Annotated in this window: 17 protein-coding genes; 1 reads left to right on the top strand and 16 read right to left on the bottom strand. The window is 50.7% G+C overall.

Going from position 1 to position 17,778, the window contains the following annotated elements:
- From ung to BM334_RS01740, 7 genes are all read right to left on the bottom strand, one after another.
- Positions 1 to 648, bottom strand: coding sequence for a uracil-DNA glycosylase (gene ung, locus BM334_RS01770; protein ID WP_092837074.1), 648 nt, complete (start codon positions 646 to 648; stop codon positions 1 to 3).
- Positions 649 to 656: 8 nt separating this feature from the next.
- Positions 657 to 2,681, bottom strand: coding sequence for a S9 family peptidase (locus BM334_RS01765; protein ID WP_092837071.1), 2,025 nt, complete (start codon positions 2,679 to 2,681; stop codon positions 657 to 659).
- The gene (locus tag BM334_RS01760; RefSeq protein ID WP_092837068.1) at positions 2,678 to 3,760 is read right to left on the bottom strand and encodes a polysialyltransferase family glycosyltransferase; all 1,083 of its coding nucleotides are present in this window, start codon (positions 3,758 to 3,760) and stop codon (positions 2,678 to 2,680) included. Before BM334_RS01760 ends, BM334_RS01765 begins: the two co-directional genes overlap by 4 nt.
- 107 nt (positions 3,761 to 3,867) lie before the next feature.
- Positions 3,868 to 5,712 (bottom strand): DUF1302 domain-containing protein, encoded by a 1,845-nt coding sequence (locus BM334_RS01755; RefSeq protein ID WP_256209337.1) that lies wholly within the window; start codon positions 5,710 to 5,712, stop codon positions 3,868 to 3,870.
- 136 nt (positions 5,713 to 5,848) lie between these two features.
- A complete protein-coding gene (locus tag BM334_RS01750; RefSeq protein ID WP_092837062.1) occupies positions 5,849 to 6,706 on the bottom strand; it encodes a hypothetical protein in 858 nt (285 codons plus the stop codon).
- Positions 6,707 to 7,045: 339 nt separating this feature from the next.
- Positions 7,046 to 7,975 carry an electron transfer flavoprotein subunit alpha/FixB family protein gene (locus BM334_RS01745; RefSeq protein WP_092837060.1) on the bottom strand — a complete coding sequence of 310 codons (930 nt, stop codon included), beginning with the start codon at positions 7,973 to 7,975 and terminating at the stop codon, positions 7,046 to 7,048.
- Positions 7,972 to 8,721, bottom strand: coding sequence for an electron transfer flavoprotein subunit beta/FixA family protein (locus BM334_RS01740; protein WP_092837058.1), 750 nt, complete (start codon positions 8,719 to 8,721; stop codon positions 7,972 to 7,974). The genes BM334_RS01745 and BM334_RS01740 overlap by 4 nt, the downstream gene beginning before the upstream one ends.
- A 142-nt stretch (positions 8,722 to 8,863) precedes the next feature.
- On the opposite strand from BM334_RS01740, the gene BM334_RS01735 reads away from it, so the two are divergent.
- Positions 8,864 to 9,301: a SufE family protein gene (locus tag BM334_RS01735; RefSeq protein ID WP_092837055.1), complete on the top strand. Its 438-nt coding sequence runs from the start codon at positions 8,864 to 8,866 to the stop codon at positions 9,299 to 9,301.
- Between the two features lie 66 nt (positions 9,302 to 9,367).
- On the opposite strand, the gene tcdA is transcribed toward BM334_RS01735, so the two are convergent.
- The 9 genes from tcdA to ptsP form a co-directional block, all read right to left on the bottom strand.
- A complete protein-coding gene (tcdA, locus tag BM334_RS01730) occupies positions 9,368 to 10,162 on the bottom strand; it encodes a tRNA cyclic N6-threonylcarbamoyladenosine(37) synthase TcdA (RefSeq protein WP_092837052.1) in 795 nt (264 codons plus the stop codon).
- Positions 10,163 to 10,201: 39 nt separating this feature from the next.
- Positions 10,202 to 10,534: a CcdB family protein gene (locus BM334_RS01725; protein WP_092837049.1), complete on the bottom strand. Its 333-nt coding sequence runs from the start codon at positions 10,532 to 10,534 to the stop codon at positions 10,202 to 10,204.
- The gene (locus BM334_RS01720; RefSeq protein WP_055439210.1) at positions 10,534 to 10,767 is read right to left on the bottom strand and encodes a type II toxin-antitoxin system CcdA family antitoxin; all 234 of its coding nucleotides are present in this window, start codon (positions 10,765 to 10,767) and stop codon (positions 10,534 to 10,536) included. Before BM334_RS01720 ends, BM334_RS01725 begins: the two co-directional genes overlap by 1 nt.
- A gap of 217 nt (positions 10,768 to 10,984) precedes the next feature.
- Positions 10,985 to 12,313 carry a type II toxin-antitoxin system HipA family toxin gene (locus BM334_RS01715; protein WP_092837043.1) on the bottom strand — a complete coding sequence of 443 codons (1,329 nt, stop codon included), beginning with the start codon at positions 12,311 to 12,313 and terminating at the stop codon, positions 10,985 to 10,987.
- Entirely contained in the window at positions 12,307 to 12,657 is a 351-nt protein-coding gene (locus tag BM334_RS01710; protein WP_092837040.1) for a helix-turn-helix transcriptional regulator, read from the bottom strand. Before BM334_RS01710 ends, BM334_RS01715 begins: the two co-directional genes overlap by 7 nt.
- Before the next feature lie 387 nt (positions 12,658 to 13,044).
- Positions 13,045 to 13,896, bottom strand: a complete 852-nt coding sequence (locus BM334_RS01705) for a thymidylate synthase (protein WP_092837037.1) — start codon at positions 13,894 to 13,896, stop codon at positions 13,045 to 13,047.
- Entirely contained in the window at positions 13,893 to 14,699 is an 807-nt protein-coding gene (gene lgt, locus BM334_RS01700; RefSeq protein WP_092837034.1) for a prolipoprotein diacylglyceryl transferase, read from the bottom strand. Before lgt ends, BM334_RS01705 begins: the two co-directional genes overlap by 4 nt.
- Positions 14,700 to 14,702: 3 nt before the next feature.
- Positions 14,703 to 15,494, bottom strand: a complete 792-nt coding sequence (locus tag BM334_RS01695) for a sulfite exporter TauE/SafE family protein (RefSeq protein WP_092837031.1) — start codon at positions 15,492 to 15,494, stop codon at positions 14,703 to 14,705.
- Between the two features lie 9 nt (positions 15,495 to 15,503).
- On the bottom strand, positions 15,504 to 17,777 hold the full coding sequence (gene ptsP / locus BM334_RS01690) for a phosphoenolpyruvate--protein phosphotransferase (RefSeq protein ID WP_092837028.1): 2,274 nt from the start codon (positions 17,775 to 17,777) through the stop codon (positions 15,504 to 15,506).
- Position 17,778: the final 1 nt, after the last annotated feature.

The raw sequence follows: 17,778 nt of genomic DNA, 5'->3' as shown, positions 1-17,778 counted from the left end.
CTACCACAGAATTGGCTTCGCCAAAAGTTCGTTGGTGCGGCGGAAATGGCCAGCGGTGAGAAAGCCGCGGTGAGCCGATAACGGCGATGGATGCACGGTTTCCAACACGTAATGCCGCGTGCGGTCAATCAGCGCGCCCTTCTTTTGTGCATGGGCGCCCCATAACAAAAACACCACGCCTTCGCGGTGTTTATTCACCGCTTCAATCACCCGATCAGTAAAAGTTTCCCAGCCCCACTTGGCATGCGAGTGCGCTTTGCCCTGCTCTACCGTCAGCACCGTATTTAACAACAACACGCCCTGCTCGGCCCAATGGGTTAAGTCGCCAGATTCGGGCACGGCAAAATCTGGGTAGTCATGCTGTATGGCTTTAAAAATATTACGTAGCGATGGCGGGTGTTTCACGCCTTGCGGTACCGAAAAGCATAAACCATGGGCTTGGCCAGGGCCGTGATATGGGTCTTGCCCCAAAATAACCACACGTACATTAGACAGTGGCGTTAACTTCAGTGCGGCAAACACCTCGGCAGCGGGTGGGTAAATGGCCTTCCCGGCGTCACGTTCGGCTTGCACGCGAGCAAGCAGCTCAACAAAGTAAGCTGCTTGCTTTTCTTCGGCTAATACGTCTCGCCAAGTAGTATCAGACACGGTGTGCGTTACTCGTTCGATTTATGATTATCAAACCAGTGCAGAATATACGCCACTTTGCTCATCAAGTTTGACGGTCGACCAGCAATGCCGTGCGGCGCGTCAGGAATACGCACCATGGCGGTTTCCACGCCGGCTAGTTTCAGCGCTTGGTAGTACTGCTCGGTTTCAGAAATTGGCGTACGGTAGTCAGCTTCACCGGTTAACAACATGGTTGGTGTTTTCACGTTGCCCACGTAGCTAATTGGTGAATACTTCATGTAATGCTCTTGATGCTCCCACGGCACGCCCGGGAACCAGTATTTGGTGAAGTAGTTGTATGCGTCTGCAGTAAGCACAAAGCTGTACCAATTGATAACCGGCTTGGCGACCACCGCGGCGGCGAAACGATCGGTGTGGCCGACAATCCATGCGGTTAGCACACCACCACCGCTACCACCGGTAACGTACAAACGGTTTTCGTCAATAAAGCCTTTCTCGATTACCGCGTCCACACCGTCCATGAGGTCGGTGTAGTCATTGCTTGGGTAATTATGGTGAATTTCTTGGGCAAATTTTTCGCCATAACTGGTGCTACCGCGCGGGTTGGTGTACAGCACCACATAGCCTTGCGCGGCCATCAACTGAATTTCAGCAGCAAACGAACCGGCGTATGCCGTGTGCGGGCCACCGTGAATTTCCAAAATTAACGGATATTTTCTGGTCGGGTCAAAGTTCGGTGGGTATGCAATCCAGCCTTGAATTTTATAGTCGTCGTGGCTTGACTCGTACCAAATTTCTTCAATACGCCCCAGCTCTTTGTGCGCCAGGGCGTCTTCATTTAAGGCGGTTAGCTTACGCTTCAGTTTGCTGGTTTGCAGCATTAAATCGGCTGGGCGATATGGGCTGGCCATGGTAAACACCAAGTCGCCGTCTTTGCTGACATCAAAACTACCGCCGCTGTAGGGGCGTGTATAGGTCAAGCCACCCATGCTGTCGGTCAGCACGCGGCGCTTGCCGCTAAGGTTTTGATAGGCAATGTGGCCTTTGCCTTCACGGTCATAGCTAAAGTAAACGCCACGGCTGTCGGCTGACCATTTCACGCTATCCACGGAGTAATCCAGTTCGCTGGTCATTAGCTTCGGTGAGCCACCGTCAACGTCCATCACGTACAACTGGGTTAACTGGTAGCTCATGCGTTCGTCGTCATAACCTAACCAAGCTATTTTTTTGCCGTCTGGGCTTACCTGCGGTGAACGGTCTGGACCATTGCGGTCGGTTAACTGTTTAATAGCACCGTCGGCCACAGCTAACTGATACAACTCAGAGTTATTGGGCTGCTCGAACGCGTTGTCACGACGGTTGGCGGAAAAAATAATGTGCTTACTGTCGCCAGTCCAAGATAATTGGCCGCCGTGATTAAACTCGTCGTGGGTTAACTGGCGCGGCGTGCCGCCGCTTGCTGGCACCACATAAATTTGCGTGTAGCCTTCCGGTGCATAGCCGGCGCCGTCGAAGCGGTAGTTGTCTTTGTCAATGTAGCGCGCAGGCTGAGCCCATTCGGCGCCTTGCGGCTTGCCCGGTAAACTAACAGGGACTGGTTTGCTGCCTGGGGTAAACATGGTAAAAGCCAACCATTTGCCGTCCGGCGACCAGGTTAAATTGCTGGGGCTACCAGTTAGCCGAGTGACCGGCGCGTCGTCGCGGCTGTCGGCCCAATACAGGTGAATTTGGTTGCTGCCTGAGCGGTTCGACACAAAGGCTAAGGTTTTGCCGTCTGGCGACCAAGTTGGTGAATGGTCATTGGCTTCGCCGCCAGTTAACGGGCGGAGTTCGCCTTTGTTGTCTACGCGCCATAAGTTGCCTAAGCGACGGTCGGACATAATGTCCATATAATTACGCACAAACACCGTGTAGCCACCGTCTGGGTGCACCGCCGGTTGGCTTGCGTATTCAAGCTGAAAAACGTCTTCAAGCTTTAGCGTGTTGTCACTGGCATTTGCGTAAACACTCGTTGCCGATAGCAACAAGCTTAAAGTTAAGAGTTTTTTCATAGTAGGTTCTCCAGCTCGTCATAACTTAACTGCGGTACGTTTACCGAGCTTAATAAATTAGCGAGGGGCTGCACAAAGTGATCTGGCGTTTTTTGCTGTAGCTTCACCGCTAATACTTTCTGATTTTGGTTTAACCAACGAATAGTAAACAAAGTGGAACTTACATCACCAATAAAAGTACAGTTTTCATGGAATTGCGATAACAACAGCTCAAATCCAACACGGTTATCAATGTGCACCAGCTCGGGGTGTTCACGTTGAAATTCTGCTAAGTGCTCAGAGCGCGGGTGTGGCTTCAATGCAATACGGTTTTTACTGGTTTTCTTGGTTAAAACATCGAGCAGTTTGTTCAAATGTGCGCGCACGTCGGTGTAAAACGAATCACCGGTTAGCAAGATCACGTAGTCGACATTTTGCAATGGCACGGGGTCAATATCGGAAAGCTCCATAAGCTTATTGGTAAACGCCGCAAATTCTGGCGTGGCGAACTGATCATGAGAAATCGCCTTGATTTCTTTGTCCTTATTGTCGCGCAGCACAGGGTGCACTAACTCTGGAAAAGTAGCATGAATGGTTTTTATCCAACCCGATGCACCGATCATTTTTGGGCTCTTCCACCACCATCCATAGGCTAGTTTCTTCAATAACGGTTCTACGTACAGGTGCACAAACTTATGCATATAACGGTGGCCGAGGTAGGTTTGCGTGCCCTCGTCAAGGTACTCGCCTTCCACTGTGCGGCCTTTTTGATTGCTCAAATGCATGCAGTATTGAAATTCAAGGCTGCGATCTGAGCCCGTATAAATACGCGACGGCGGAGTTTGCCCGACAAGTTCAGATAACGTCTTCAGCCGCGCTTTGCGTTTGGTTACTTTGCTTTTAATGTGTGAGTCGTCAAAGCTAATCACAGTTTCGAATATATCGCCTTGTTGTAGCACGTCAGTAAACAACTTACGGTTGCTTTCTAGGTAGTAATCTATAACGGCGATATTTCGTTGTTGCTTATTTTCTAGCGCTTTCACAACGCTAAACAAAAGATGTAGAGGGGACGCAATAAAGTAATAATTGGTAGTAGTCACGGTTTTTCCATTCGTTAAACGTTAAAAAACCCCCGCAGTTGTTTTGACAACCACGAGGGCTTTCTTAAAACGGTATTCCGTTTTGCTCTGTCGGCTGAAACTAAGCCTTAGAAGCTGTAGCTAAAGCTAACTGATGCGAAGTCACGGTCGTCAGCTGGGTCAAAATCAGCACCATCGGTGATGTTATAACCAACGCCAATTTTGTACTCGCTTAAGTAGCTGAAGTCTACGCTCAAGCCCAAGGTTTTACGACCTTCGATAAAGTTCGAGTTCGCAGAATAACCTTTCACATCGTGGCCAAAGGCAATAGTTGGAAACATGTTCCAACCTGAGAATACGTTGTTGTATTCACCCACTACGCGAGCACGGTAGCCCCACGATGTAGCGGTAACAAAGCCTTCACAGTTAATATTCGTGGTTGCCGTTGGGTTACCCAAGGCATTTTGGTCAGCAACGGTTAAGCACTTACCGAATACTGGGTTACGACCATAGCGCTGCTCGTCTAAGTCAGCAAGGCCATGTACTTTACTTACCGCTACTTCACCAATGAAGGTAATACGGTCAGAACCTAATGCACGGTCAAAGAAGCGCACACCTGTTAACTGCCATTGCGACACGTCGTACTCGTCATAACCTTCTTGCAATTCACCGAGGTTGGTAATTGCGCCAGTACCGTCACGTTGAATACGGTTAGAGAAGGTGCTTGGTACGCCGGCACGTAAACCTGCACTTAGGATTTCAGTGGTGTTAATTTGCACTGGCATGTCTAAGCGGTGGCTTACTTCACCGCCAACAGACCATTCACCGATTAAGGTTGAAGCACTCAAACCAAAGATTTTTTGATCTTCAGGGAACAGCAACACATAGTCAGGACCAGCAATTGGAATACCATCTGGGTGGCTCAATGCTGGAGACGGTTGTTGTTGCCAGTTGTAGGCAGAAATAATTGGCGTCTGCGTGTGAATGTTCATGAAATAAACACCAAATTCAGTGTCGATATCAGTCGCATAATGACGCAACGCGAAACCATATTGACCGCCGTCGTCTGGCTCAATATCTGGGCGACGCTCTAGGTAAGTACCATATTGAATAGACTCAAGGTCGCTCAGGTTTGAGCTAGCTAGGCCAGGTACTAACTGCGGGTTCAGGGTAATTTTGTTACAACCTGGGCCGCCTAAAATGTCTACCGTAGAGAAGAAGGTACCACAACCATCAAGTTTGTAGTCGTCCCACTCGTACTGATAGAACATGTCTAAACTGGTTTCGTCGGTTAAACCAACGTTTAAGTTGATCATACCAACGGGTAACAATGCTTCTTTAATTTCAACACCTGGACGACGAACAGCGTTCACGTCTACTGGGTTGATGGCGTTGATACCGTTAAAGATGAAGGTACTTTCACCCCAACTTAATACTTGGCGACCCACGCGCAGGTTGGCTGGCATATCACCGATGTCAAAGTAACCGTATACAAACGCATCGAGTAATTTAATACCTGAGCCGGTAGACCAGTCGTCTAAACCGTCGTTGTCTAGGGTGACATTTGGATAGTAGTTGGTTGACGTGTGACCGTGTGCAACTTCGTTATTCTTGATAACGTCGTCATACCAATATTTGAAACGAACAAATGCGCCGTAATCGCCACCGTCGATGCTCAAGTCATGAACACCTTTAAGTACTGACGAGACCATGTCGCCTTTGTCGTAGTTTAGGTTACCGTCGTCGGCGACGCCTGACTGGCCTAAACCACCTTCCATATTGCCTGGGTGGATGAGACGCATGTCGCGCTCTTCCATACGCCACGCGGCACCATAGGAAATAATGGAGTCGAATTTAACACGGAAATCACCAACTTCAAATTCCGCGGCTTGAACGCTTGCTGTTCCTGCTAATGCCAGCGCGATAGCTGACGCGATAGGTAATTTTTTTAGCATAGTTGTTCTTCTTTTCATGTTAGCCACCTAATCCGATTAGGATGTTATAGGTTCAATCATGTCCGATGAGTTACAAATATGCAAGTGATTCGTTGGGAAAAATTGCAACGGCGATATCAGATATTGGATATTAGATATTAGTGGGGGGCTGCGCTCAGAGTGAGCGCAGTAGTTGACCTTGGTCGCGACCGTTAATGGTACCCGCTTGGCGCAGTTCTTTGGCAAGGTGCGATACGCAAGAAACCGCATCGCCGTGGTTATTGGCTTCGGCAAAGCAAGCTTTCACGTGGTCCGCAATTGAGCAGCCGGCAGCATCGACACTGTTCGTCACTCCAGAGTCGTTGCTACCGACCACAACTGTCGCTCTGGCGTCAGTGCCTGGGCAGCTGTCGAGATCGTCCAGTACACCGTCACCGTCACTATCAAGGGTTGCTTCTTGAATGCTAGTTACAGGCCCCTGCAAATAAAGGAGCGAGGTACCAGCGGCAGTTTCCACGCTTGAGGTTAGCGTTGCGTTCACGTACCTAGGGTTACTTATGAAGCGTGGAAACTCTGCCGTTGATGCCAAAAACGATTCTCGTGGGCCTTGCAGGTTGAGCTTGGTTTGGCTGTTCATGCCCGCTGCGGTAACACCATTTAGTGTCCAACTGACAAAGTCTGTGTAACGGCCTTGGTCAAAATAAAAAGTATTGGCGAGAGGCGTTAACTCAGCTGCCACAGTAATTGGTTGATTGACAATGATGTCGTTGCCTGCTGCGTCTTTTATTGACACCGTAACTTGCTCAATGGCGTCTTTGTATTGGCCCCACGAGCTGGCTGCGTAAACCAGCGGCATATTGGCTTGCTGGCTTACTTCAATTAAATAGGTGGCTTGACTGAATTCGATGCGTTCATCGGCTTGCTGGCTGTAGCCATAGTTAATGCTACCGCGCAATTCTAGTTTGTTTGCGTGTGCAGCTAAGCTTGCTGAAGATAAGGCTAATGCTACCGCGAATGTTATTGTTTTTTTCATGTTCGGCATCCTCACATAAACCGCTTACTATGATGATTGACGTATGAGGATGTTATAGCAACGAGTGTAAAGACTGTCCACGCACTTTACTTCGTAAGAACTGTGTAAAGGCTAAGGCGATATTCGTTATTCGAAGGGGTAGCTCGGCGTTCTACGCCGAGTGATGCGCAGCATCGTTATTCGCTGCGCATAAAAAAATCTCCGCACGGTCCACCGCACGGAGATTTTTGTTTTCACTTTTTCGAATGACGATTAACGAATAACGATTAACGATCAACGAATAACGATAAACGTTTTTAGATTAACCGTGCTACGCACGTCCCGGCGTAAAACGCCGGGCTACAGCTTTTGCTCTAGCTCGGGCAGTACGTCGAACAAATCAGCGACCAAGCCATAGTCTGCAACTTGGAAAATTGGTGCTTCTTCGTCTTTGTTAATCGCGACAATAACTTTTGAGTCTTTCATACCGGCCAAATGCTGAATAGCACCGCTGATACCTACTGCAATGTAAAGGTCAGGGGCGACAATTTTACCGGTTTGGCCAACTTGCATGTCGTTTGGTACAAAGCCTGCGTCAACCGCGGCGCGTGATGCACCAACAGCCGCGCCAAGTTTGTCGGCTACTTTCTCAAGCAAATGGAAGTTTTCGCCGTTTTGCATACCGCGACCACCTGAAATAACTACGCTAGCTGCGGTTAACTCTGGGCGCTCTGACTCGGCAAGTTCTTCACCAACAAATTCGGCTTTGTCGTTGTTTACAACATTGCTTACTGCGTCAACGCTAGCGTTGCCACCTTCGGCAGCGACCGCGTCAAACGCTGTGGTACGCACAGTGATCACCTTGATGGCGTCTTCTGACTGCACGGTCGCAATAGCGTTACCGGCGTAGATTGGACGCTTGAAGGTGTCTGCGCTTTCTACCGCAATAATGTCTGAAATTTGCGCAACGTCTAACAACGCGGCTACCCGCGGCATAAAGTTTTTGCCGGTAGTCGTTGCTGCGGCCAATACGTGGCCATAGTCTTTGGCTAAGTCAGCAACCAATTGGCCGAGATTTTCTGCCAAAAAGTGACCGTAGGCGGCGTTGTCTGCCAACAATACTTTGCTAACGCCTTCTGCTTTTGCAGCTTCATCAGCAACCGCTTGGCAACCTTCGCCAGCAACTAGAACATGAATGTCGCCGCCAATTTGCTTCGCTGCAGCTAAGGTTTTCAATGTTGCCGCGTTTAAGCTGGCATTATCGTGTTCGGCAATAACGAGAATACTCATATCACTTTTGCCTCATTCTTTAATTTTTCAACCAATTCAGCCACGTCGGCAACTTTAATGCCGGCACTGCGTTCTGCGGGTGGCTCAACCTTTAATACTTTAACGGTGCGGTTAACGCTTACGCCAAGCTCGTCTGCGGTCATTACGTCAAGCGGCTTTTTCTTCGCTTTCATAATGTTTGGCAGTGACGCATAGCGCGGTTCGTTCAAGCGCAAGTCGGTAGTCACAATAGCTGGCAGCTGCAACTTGACGGTTTGTAGGCCGCCATCAACTTCACGGGTCACGCTCACGCTGCCTTCAGCAACGTCAACTTTAGAAGCGAAGGTGCCTTGTGGCATACCGGTTAAGGCGCCAAGCATTTGGCCAGTTTGGTTGTTGTCTGAGTCAATGGCTTGCTTGCCCAGAATAACCAACTGTGGCTGTTCTTTCTCAACCACACCCTTGAGTAGTTTTGCTACCGCAAGCGAGTCAGGCATGTCTTCAGTTTCTACCTGAATGGCGCGATCGGCGCCTAACGCTAAAGCGGTGCGCAGCTGCTCTTGTACGGCTTTCGGGCCAATACTCACAACCACTACTTCTTCAGCAATGCCTTTTTCTTTGAGTCGTACTGCTTCCTCGACGGCGATTTCACAGAACGGGTTCAGGGCCATTTTCACGTTGGCCAGATCAACGTCTGAATTGTCCGCTTTAACGCGCACTTTCACGTTGTAATCAATGACGCGTTTGACCGCCACTAATACTTTCATGTTGTCGTTCCTGTTGTTTAAAGTTCTGTTCCAATGAATTAGAGACCGAGCAAGATTAACATTTTTCGGTACAAAAATGGTACTCTTACGGCCGCTTTTATTGATAAACCCGACGAATTATTGTGTTTAAGTAAGGATTTTCATGCGCAACTCTAGCACGCAATTACCTGACAATACGTGTTACGGCATTTTGGCTGAATCTGATCTGTTAACGCTGCGCAGCCAACTGGGCTCGCGCGAAAACCGCATGCGTTATTTGGTGCAGCTAGCCAAGCAGGCCGCGGTAGACCACGAGTTTCGGACACCTGAGCGCGAAGTGTTTGGTTGCGAGGCGCGGGTATGGGCGCAGGCTGACTGGGTTGGCGATGCGGTTACGGGCGAAGCCTTAAGCTTAACTGTCGACAGCGAATCACGAGTGGTGCTGGGGCTGCTAATGATTATTCGCCAGGCGTTGCATGGCGCCTCACGCGCGCAAGTGGCCGCCTACTCACTCGACCAACATTTCGAAACGCTTGGCCTTGCCGACTTCGTCACCAGCTCACGCCGCAACGGCCTGCGCAACGTCATCGCGAAGCTGTAGCCCGGCGTTTTACGCCGGGACGAGCGCAGCGAGGTTATACCCACCACTAAGGCAATGTTCAACGTTTCACGCCGGGACGAGCTTTTTCAATAGCAGGGCGACGGCGTGCATGGCGAAGGTGGTGGTTACCGGCATGGCGGCGCCGAAACCGGTGGCGCAATTCATGCGCATGCTGCCCGCGCCAGGTTTGGCGTGCGACCATTCGCCGTCAGCGGTTGGGTAGCGCAGTTGTTCGGTTGAATACACCGCAGTGACGCCAAACGAGCGCTTCGGGTTTTTCGAAAAGTTATAATCACGGCGCAGCATAGAGCGCACTTTGGCGAGCAACGGGTCTTGCGTGGCTTTGGCTAAATCAGCTGATGCCACTTGGCTTGGATCTATTTGCCCACCGGCACCACCGCAGGTAACTAGCGGCAACTTACGCCGTTTGCACCAGGCAATTAGTGCGGCTTTCACGCTCACACTATCAATGGCGTCTAACACGGCAGTGACTGGCGTGCCGCTGTCGCCCGATCCTAAATATTCATTAAGATTATCTGCCGACAAAAAGTCATCAATCACCCGCACTTGGCAGTCCGGGTTGATGTCGCGCACGCGTGCTGCTAACACTTCGGTTTTCAGCTGCCCGACCGTGCTCGTCAACGCCGGTAGCTGGCGATTCATGTTGGTGACGCATACATCGTCAAGGTCAATTAGCGTTAACGCACCAATGCCTGAACGCGCGAGCGCTTCAACCGCCCACGAGCCAACGCCACCTAAGCCAATAACGGCCACATGATGTTGGGAAAATTGGTTTGCCGCGGCGTGGCCATATACCCGCTCGACACCCGAAAAGCGCTGATTATTTTTTTCTGTCGTCATGCGGCGAATTTTACCACGCTCTTTGCCGCTTGTGATCAGCTAACTGCCGGTAATTAAAAAATCGAGCGCATTGAGCAGAACATATCGTTGGTCTTTCAATGAAACCACTGGCACTTGATTGGCCGGCAATGGAATACTAGCAAGCTGATGCGTCATCACCACGAACTCTTCGTTACTGTCATGCGCCCTTATCCCACGCACAACAGGACACAATGCTTGTATCGGCGCGCGCTTAAAACTTTGCTTAAGAACAAGAGGCGCTACAACGCGCGTATTCAAGTCGTGCAATAGATCATTTTGCAAGTCGATAAAGAATGGATAGGCTTCTCGAGTATCGGCATCCAAATTCTCATACACATCAAACTGTGCCATTAGAACACCCGATGCTTAGCGGCAAACAAACCATGTTCGGTAACATAGCTATTCGCTTCTTGAATAGCCTGCTTATTTTCCTGCTGCCAACGTTGCTGTTTTTGCTTACGTACTTCTTCGACTAGCGCCGCCTCAAATGTTGCCGACAAATTAATCTTCAACGCTTTAGCTTCTTGCAACAAGGGTTCGCTAACACTCAAGTTGGTCGCTTTTTTAGGTGCTTGATAGTTCATTGCTATGCCCCTCTAATTCATGACAGTAGGTGTGGTGGTCGGCTTGAACTTTGAGTCAATGACATTGATTGCCAGCAGCCCTTTATGCGCATTAGCTATGCGCACAAAACTTATACACAAATGTAGTCGTGATTCAGAGTTTGCGCAACGAATTTTTGATGCCGATGACTGAAAAAAGCCGGCGCCAACTACTGTTTCGAGATACTCACACTGAGCTCTATAAGTCGAGCCTCTGATGGCGCGCTATCAACTTAGCAAGTGCCTGGGGCACATCGTGTTCTTTGGCAAGAACCGGCCAGCGGCTGACCGCTTCAATGGTTTCATCGATCATGGCATCGAGTTTGCGCCGACTAAACAGTGGGCTGACTTTTTCTAAACTGTAAATGTCGTCGCGGGTGAAGTTTTCACGTTTGCTGTTTAGTTGCATCCAATGCTGGTTCACCCATTTGCTGTCGGGTTTATAGCTATAGGCAACATCATAAGCCGGAGCCAGCTGCCAGCGGCTATCGCGATACTGAAAGGCAAAGTTCTTGGCGTGGTCGTCGTGATTACGCGCCACTAAGTTAAAGATCATGCGGCGCATCAGTTGTTCGGCTTCAGGTGCGGTTAACCGCAGCTTGCGGGCCACCGCGAAAAGTTCGCTGTACGAGAAACTACCCGGTTGTTTGTAGTCTACGTGGGCAATGCCGTTGAGCGTTTGGGTATGTATTTTGGTGTTTCCAATGCGATCAAAGCGCTGCGTAAGAAAATGCCGGCGGTTGCCTTCTGGCAATAAATGGCACGGCATCATGTCAATGCCGCAGGCACTTGCCATTAAATAGTACACATACTCCATGGCCCCATAGCCTTGGGGGTCACCGAAGGTTTCATGGCCGCTGCCGCTTTCTTTTACCCCGTCAAACTTCATCAAGTAATGGGTAAAGCCTTCAGGCGCGTCGGTTTGACCTGAACGCACCTGTGAAAAGTCATGGTTAAAAGCCAGCACCGCTTTGGGCCGGGCACCGCCGGCACTGGTTCCCACCGACAACAACGCCAGCATGGCTTCGCGGTCGATATCGCCGTTACTTGGCAGGTTTTGCTGAAACTGCGCGCGGTGATCAAGCACCTCTTGGGCAATTTCAGTCAGTTGCGCAATGTTTACTTGCTGTAGCGCTTCAAAGCCACGCACTTTGGTGGCGGGCCGATATTCAAGGGCGCCCATGCCACGTTTGCCGGTGTATTGCAGGCGTTGCAGTGGGGTAATATCGCTAGGTTGCAGACCGCGGTTTGCCACCCAGGCATTCAGCACTGCATTGCCGAAATCATCCGGCAGTGAGTCAGCCACTAGCCCAGGAAGCCCATGAAAAGTGGCGTTATTAAGCTGCGGAAAGCTAAAAATTTGCTTGGTGCCAGTAGCTGGCAGCGGCATGGTTAATGGCGCTAATTCGAGGCCGCTGCGAATAAACTCTGGCGTGTACTCAAAAGCACCAAAGCCTTGGTCGCTGTCAAAGCTTAATGCGCCAACTTCGTGCTCGTGATACCAAACACTGACAACTTCCATCACCATGATGGCTCACCTTCGTCGATTGCATCGCTTGGTTGATTGCTGCCGGCACGACTACCGCTTGCCCGCTCGCGCTTTTTGCCTTGCAACTTTTGCAGCTGAATTGGCGAAATTTGTGGTTTGGGAATGAAATTATTCAGCTGCTCGGCGAGCCCTAGCGCCAACAATAGCGCAGCGAAGTTTTCCAGCTGCACTTGACCTTTTTCAGCGCTAAGCACAATTTTACGGCTGACGCCGGCGCGCTTGGCCAGCTCAGCTTGGGTAATATTGGCATTCAGCCTAGCTTGCTTGAGACGTTGGCCGAGTTCTTCGGCAAGCGCGGCTGGTGATAAGTCGCTTAGTTGCATTATTCGTCCGCTTCGCTGTTCGTGGTTCGTGCGCTGCGCTGCTCGTCCGCTTCGCTGTTCGTGGTTCGTAGCCCGGCGTTCTACGCCGGGTAGCGCGTAGCGCTGTTATTCTCGAACATTAGTCAGCACCTGCAGACTCAACACCATTAAAGTTCTATATATTTACCTTTAAGAACATTAAAACCATTAAAGTTCCTAATTTTGCACTTTATAGGAGTTTAGCTTTAAATTATTAAATAGCAAGAAAATACACAATGTTACCCAAAAGGGACTTTATACCTAGAAAAAGATTATAATGTTACATAAACGGAACATTAACAAAATCAGAGTAATGGCTGGGTACTAACCATTAACGGCGCTACGCGCCACCCGGCGTATAACGCCGGGCTACACGCTAAAGGGGTATTGAATGGCTGGGTGATGTTGGTAGTTGTGAACGGCGAAGTCGTCCATGGTCACCCAGGTTTCTAAGTCTTCGAGTGACTTAATATCGGGGTTGATTTCCAGCTGCGGTGCGGGAAAAGGCTCGCGCTTTAGTTGCACGTCCCGCATTAATTCAAGTTGGTCTTCGTAAATATGAGCGTTCACAATTTTGTGGTAGGCCACGCCGGCTTTGCGGCCAGTAATTTGCGCCATCAGTGCCAAAAACGTGAACACTTGTACTTGGTTGAAGTTTAAACCCAGCGGTACGTCGCATGAGCGTTGGTAGCTGGTTAAGTACAAGGTGTCGCCAAGCAGCGAGAAATTATGAGTGTGCATGCACGGGCGCAAACAGCCCATGTGAAACTCGCCGGGGTTATAAAAGCTGATAATTTCGCCACGGTCATCCAAGCCACGCGATAGGTTATCCACCACCTTGCGTAGTTGATCAACCACACCGCCATCGGGCTTCGCCCAGGCACGGCCTTGTACGCCGTATACGCGGCCCATGTCGTCTTCGCCCTTGCGGTGCGGGTTAGCTAGCCAGGCTTCGTTTAAGTTGGCGTTGGCGTCCCACGTTGGGGTGCCTAGCGCACGAAAGTCGGCGGCGTTCGAGTAGCCACGAATGTACCCAAGCAGCTCGGCAATAGCCGCTTTCCAGTAACTTTTGCGGGTGGTAATGAGCGGGAATTCGTTGCGATCAACGCGATATTCTAAGTCAGCGTTAATGACCGTGAGGCAGTGTTTGCCAGTGCGTTCGTTTGCTACCCACACGCCTTCATCGACAATGCGTTGGCATAAGTCTAAGTACTGTTTCACACTTTGCTCCCACGTTTATAGGCAAATACCATTAACAATACGCCGCCCACAATCATCGGCGCAGACAACCATTGCCCCATTGACCAGCCAAATAGCAACAAGCCCAAATGCTGGTCCGGTTGGCGCGCGTACTCCACTACAAAGCGGGCCAGGCCATAACCGATTAAGAATAAGCCACCAATGGCGCCCGTTGGTCGTGGCTTGCGGCTGTAAAATGCCAAAATAATAAACAATGCCAAGCCTTCAAGGCCGGCTTGATACAACTGTGACGGGTGCCGTGGCTCTGGCCCTGCGGCGGGGAAAATCATGGCCCAAGGTACGTCGGTAACGCGGCCCCACAGTTCCCCATTAATGAAGTTGCCAATACGCCCAGCGCCCAAGCCCACAGGCACCAGTGGCGCGACAAAGTCGCCAATGGCCAAAAACGATTGCTTTGATTTCACAGAGAAAATCCAAAGTACCGTCAGCACACCTAGCAAGCCACCGTGGAACGACATGCCGCCGCTAGTAATGTCAAATAAATACAAGGGGTTATCTATAAAACGTTCGAATTGATAGAACAGTACATAACCTACGCGTCCGCCTAAAATAACCCCCATAAAGGCCCAGAACAGCAAGTCGCTAAAGCGCTTTTCTGTCCAGCCTTGGGCGGCATGGTGCGGCATGCGGCATTGGCGATTGCCCCACCACCACGCGAATAAAAAGCCAACGAGGTACATTAACCCGTACCAGCGCAAGTCAAACGGGCCAATACTGACAATAATAGGGTCGATATTGGGGTGCACCAAATAGTCTGACTGCATGAATTATCCTATGACGAGTTTTATTGAAATAATGACTAAAAATACCGCGAAACCGCGCTGCAAATGTTTTACCGGCAAGCGCTGGGTTAAGCTGGCACCAATGGGTGCACAGAGCATTGAGGCAATAGAAATGGCTAACCACGCTTGCACATGCACGTAACCAAATAAGCCATCAGCGCCTTCAAGCTGTTGGCCTAACACCACAAAAGCAATAACCGCGCTTAAGCCAATGCTTAAACTACCCACTGAGGATACCGCAATTGCTTGACGAATAGGAACCCTTAAACGCTGCAATAGCGGCACTGTTAAGGAGCCGCCGCCAATACCGACGAGCGCTGACAGTGTTCCCATGCCAGTACTAATAAGCGCCATCAAGCGTTTTGATACTTCGGTTAGCGGTTCGCCACTGCGCTGTGGTATGAGCATTCGAATGGACAGCGCCATGAGCACCACCGCGAATATGCGTTGCAGCCAGTCTGGGTCGAGCATAGTAGCTAACCAGGCGCCACACACAGCCCCAACCATAAGCCCTGGAATAAGGCGGCGTACCCAAAAGAAGCTGACTTGGCCGTGTTTAAGATGAGAGCGCGCCGAGCTTAAGGTGGTCATAACAATGGTGGCGAGCGAGGTAGCCACCGCCATTTGTACGACTAAATCGGGCGCTACCCCAAGCAGTGGCAGTAGGTAAATTAACAAGGGAACTATAACTAGGCCGCCACCGATACCGAGCATGCCAGCAAGTAGCCCCGCGACTACGCCCCCGGCAAGACACCATAACCAGCCTGCTAACAGCACATGTTCTCCTTAGCTTCCCGCCCTGACAAAACCACCAAGCCCCGCATTTTCGAGCGCCATAACCACGTGTTTTTTCACTTCTTGCGGGGTGCGCGCCGCCAGCGCTTGCTGCAGCACGTCATTTAAGTCGGCGGCTTGAATATGGCGAATAATCCAGCGAATACGATCAATATTGTAGCTGTTCATACTTAAGTTGCGATAGCCCATCGCCAGCAACAATAAGGCCCCGCCCGGCTCACCAGCTAATTCACCACACACCGACACTGGTTTATTGAGCTCGTCGCAGCGATCAATAATTTGCTTCAAAGCATGCAGAACCGCCGGGTGAAACGCATCATACAAGCTAGCTACTCGTGAATTGTTGCGATCGACCGCAAGCATATATTGGGTTAAATCATTGGTGCCCACCGAGAAAAAATCGACTTTGTCAGCCACGCAGTGCAGCTGATAAATCATAGCTGGCACTTCAATCATGACGCCAATTTGTGGCTCATACAGTTGCTCATCAACGCTGCAGGCGAGTTCTTCGGCCACTTCATGGTAAGCCTGATGAATCATCCGTACTGCTTCGTCAACTTCTTCGGCGCTGGTAATCATAGGCAGCAAAATACGTAAGTTATTGCGCCCCACCGAGGCGCGCAACAGTGCCCGAATTTGCACCAGAAATATTTCGGGGTGATCAAGCGTTAAGCGAATACCGCGCCAGCCCAAAAACGGATTTTCTTCATTCATGGGCAAATACGGCAGCGGCTTGTCACCGCCAACATCTAGGGTGCGCATGACTACTGGGGCGCCACGAAATTGTTCAAGCACTTGCGCGTACAGCTCTTCTTGCTCGTCTTCGGTGGGCAAGCGCTCGCGCATCATAAACGGAATTTCTGTGCGATACAGGCCAACGCCCTGCACATTGAGATCATTGAGCCAGTCGCGCTCGGTATTGAGGCCGACGTTTAAGTGTAGCTGCACCCGTACCCCGTCAAGGGTTTCCGCCGGAAGGCTGCGCGCTTGCATCACTTTTTGCCGCAGCGCCAGCTCTTCATCAGCCAATTGGCGGTATTCGTTTTCAACCTGCAGCGGCGGATTTACGAACACGTCGCCATTGTAACCGTCAACAATGAGGGTTTCGCCGTTAACGTCGTTTAGGGCAATGCTGTCAACGCCAAGCACTGCCGGAATGCCCATGCTGCGCGCCATAATGGCCGCATGCGAGTTACCCGAGCCGCGCAATGACACCATACCAATAATGTCGGCTTGCGGTAGTTCCGCTAGCATAGTGGCGGTGACTTCGTCAGCCACTAAGATGCATTGCGACGGCGGCGTTAAATTGCGTGCCTCGCGATTTTGCAAATGGGCCAAAATACGATTGCCCAAGTCACGCACGTCGCTGGCACGTTCGCGTATGTATTCGTCGTCGAGGTTTTCAAACTGATCGACAAGCTGCTCGACCACCATTTTTAGGGCGGTTTGTGCGCGCCAGCCGTCCTGAATGGTTTGTTCAACTTGCTGGCCCAAACTCGCCGAGTCCATCATGGCGTGGTAAACGTCAAAAATTGCTAGGGTTTCTTCGGCCACATGGCCTTTCATGCTGTCGCTAATGTCGAGCAATTCTTGCCGCGTACGCGCGACTGCAGCGCGAAAGGCACGAATTTCGTGTTCGTGCATGTCACTACGTTTGGGGGTGACTTCACTTAGCCGGGCTGGTGGCTTCACCACAAAAGCTTCGCCAATGGCCACACCAGGTGCGGCCGGTAAACCCTTGATTGTCTGCAACCATGGTGATTGCTTGGCGGTGCGCAACAGGCCTTTGGCTTCAGCATGCGCAATAACCACCGCTAACTGCGCCGCTAAAGTCACCACAAAGGCTTCCTCGTCGCGGGTAAAGGCGCGCGCATGCTCTTGCTGCACGGCAAGTACACCGAGCACCCGACGCCGATGAATAACCGGCGCCGCTAGCATGGCTTTGTAGCGGTCTTCAATAACGTGCTCTAACTTTAGAAAGGCTGGGTGTTCAGAAGCGTTGGGAATATTCAGTGGCTCTTCACGCGAGGCGGCCAAGCTAATAACACCTTCGCCAAACGGCACATGAATGGGCTCATCCGAGCGAATTTCTAGGCCATCAGTAGCCGCCAAGGCAAACATATGTTGCTCGTGGTCGGCTAAGTAAACGGTACAGGAGTCGGTATGTAAGGCTTCTTTTACTTGACGCACCATGGTTTGTAGCGCCAGCTCAAAATCTGGCGCCTGATTCACCGCTTCCACAATGCGTTGCAGTACTCGAAGCATA

This window comes from Pseudidiomarina donghaiensis (assembly GCF_900116895.1).
GTDB classification, from domain to species: Bacteria; Pseudomonadota; Gammaproteobacteria; order Enterobacterales; family Alteromonadaceae; genus Pseudidiomarina; species Pseudidiomarina donghaiensis.
Note: the sequence above shows the minus strand (reverse complement) of the source record. Positions and strands in the feature narration are given on the sequence as shown.

What these genes read in the sequence shown, in the direction of transcription:
- BM334_RS01720 (WP_055439210.1), bottom strand. Translation starts at nt 10,767, where the DNA reads ATGAACTATCAAGCACCTAAAAAAGCGACCAACTTGAGTGTTAGCGAA.
- ptsP (WP_092837028.1), bottom strand. Translation starts at nt 17,777, where the DNA reads ATGCTTCGAGTACTGCAACGCATTGTGGAAGCGGTGAATCAGGCGCCA.
- BM334_RS01755 (WP_256209337.1), bottom strand. Translation starts at nt 5,712, where the DNA reads ATGAAAAGAAGAACAACTATGCTAAAAAAATTACCTATCGCGTCAGCT.
- BM334_RS01745 (WP_092837060.1), bottom strand. Translation starts at nt 7,975, where the DNA reads ATGAGTATTCTCGTTATTGCCGAACACGATAATGCCAGCTTAAACGCG.
- BM334_RS01710 (WP_092837040.1), bottom strand. Translation starts at nt 12,657, where the DNA reads ATGCAACTAAGCGACTTATCACCAGCCGCGCTTGCCGAAGAACTCGGC.
- lgt (WP_092837034.1), bottom strand. Translation starts at nt 14,699, where the DNA reads ATGCAGTCAGACTATTTGGTGCACCCCAATATCGACCCTATTATTGTC.
- BM334_RS01725 (WP_092837049.1), bottom strand. Translation starts at nt 10,534, where the DNA reads ATGGCACAGTTTGATGTGTATGAGAATTTGGATGCCGATACTCGAGAA.
- BM334_RS01765 (WP_092837071.1), bottom strand. Translation starts at nt 2,681, where the DNA reads ATGAAAAAACTCTTAACTTTAAGCTTGTTGCTATCGGCAACGAGTGTT.
- tcdA (WP_092837052.1), bottom strand. Translation starts at nt 10,162, where the DNA reads ATGACGACAGAAAAAAATAATCAGCGCTTTTCGGGTGTCGAGCGGGTA.
- BM334_RS01735 (WP_092837055.1), top strand. Translation starts at nt 8,864, where the DNA reads ATGCGCAACTCTAGCACGCAATTACCTGACAATACGTGTTACGGCATT.
- BM334_RS01740 (WP_092837058.1), bottom strand. Translation starts at nt 8,721, where the DNA reads ATGAAAGTATTAGTGGCGGTCAAACGCGTCATTGATTACAACGTGAAA.
- BM334_RS01750 (WP_092837062.1), bottom strand. Translation starts at nt 6,706, where the DNA reads ATGAAAAAAACAATAACATTCGCGGTAGCATTAGCCTTATCTTCAGCA.
- BM334_RS01715 (WP_092837043.1), bottom strand. Translation starts at nt 12,313, where the DNA reads ATGGTGATGGAAGTTGTCAGTGTTTGGTATCACGAGCACGAAGTTGGC.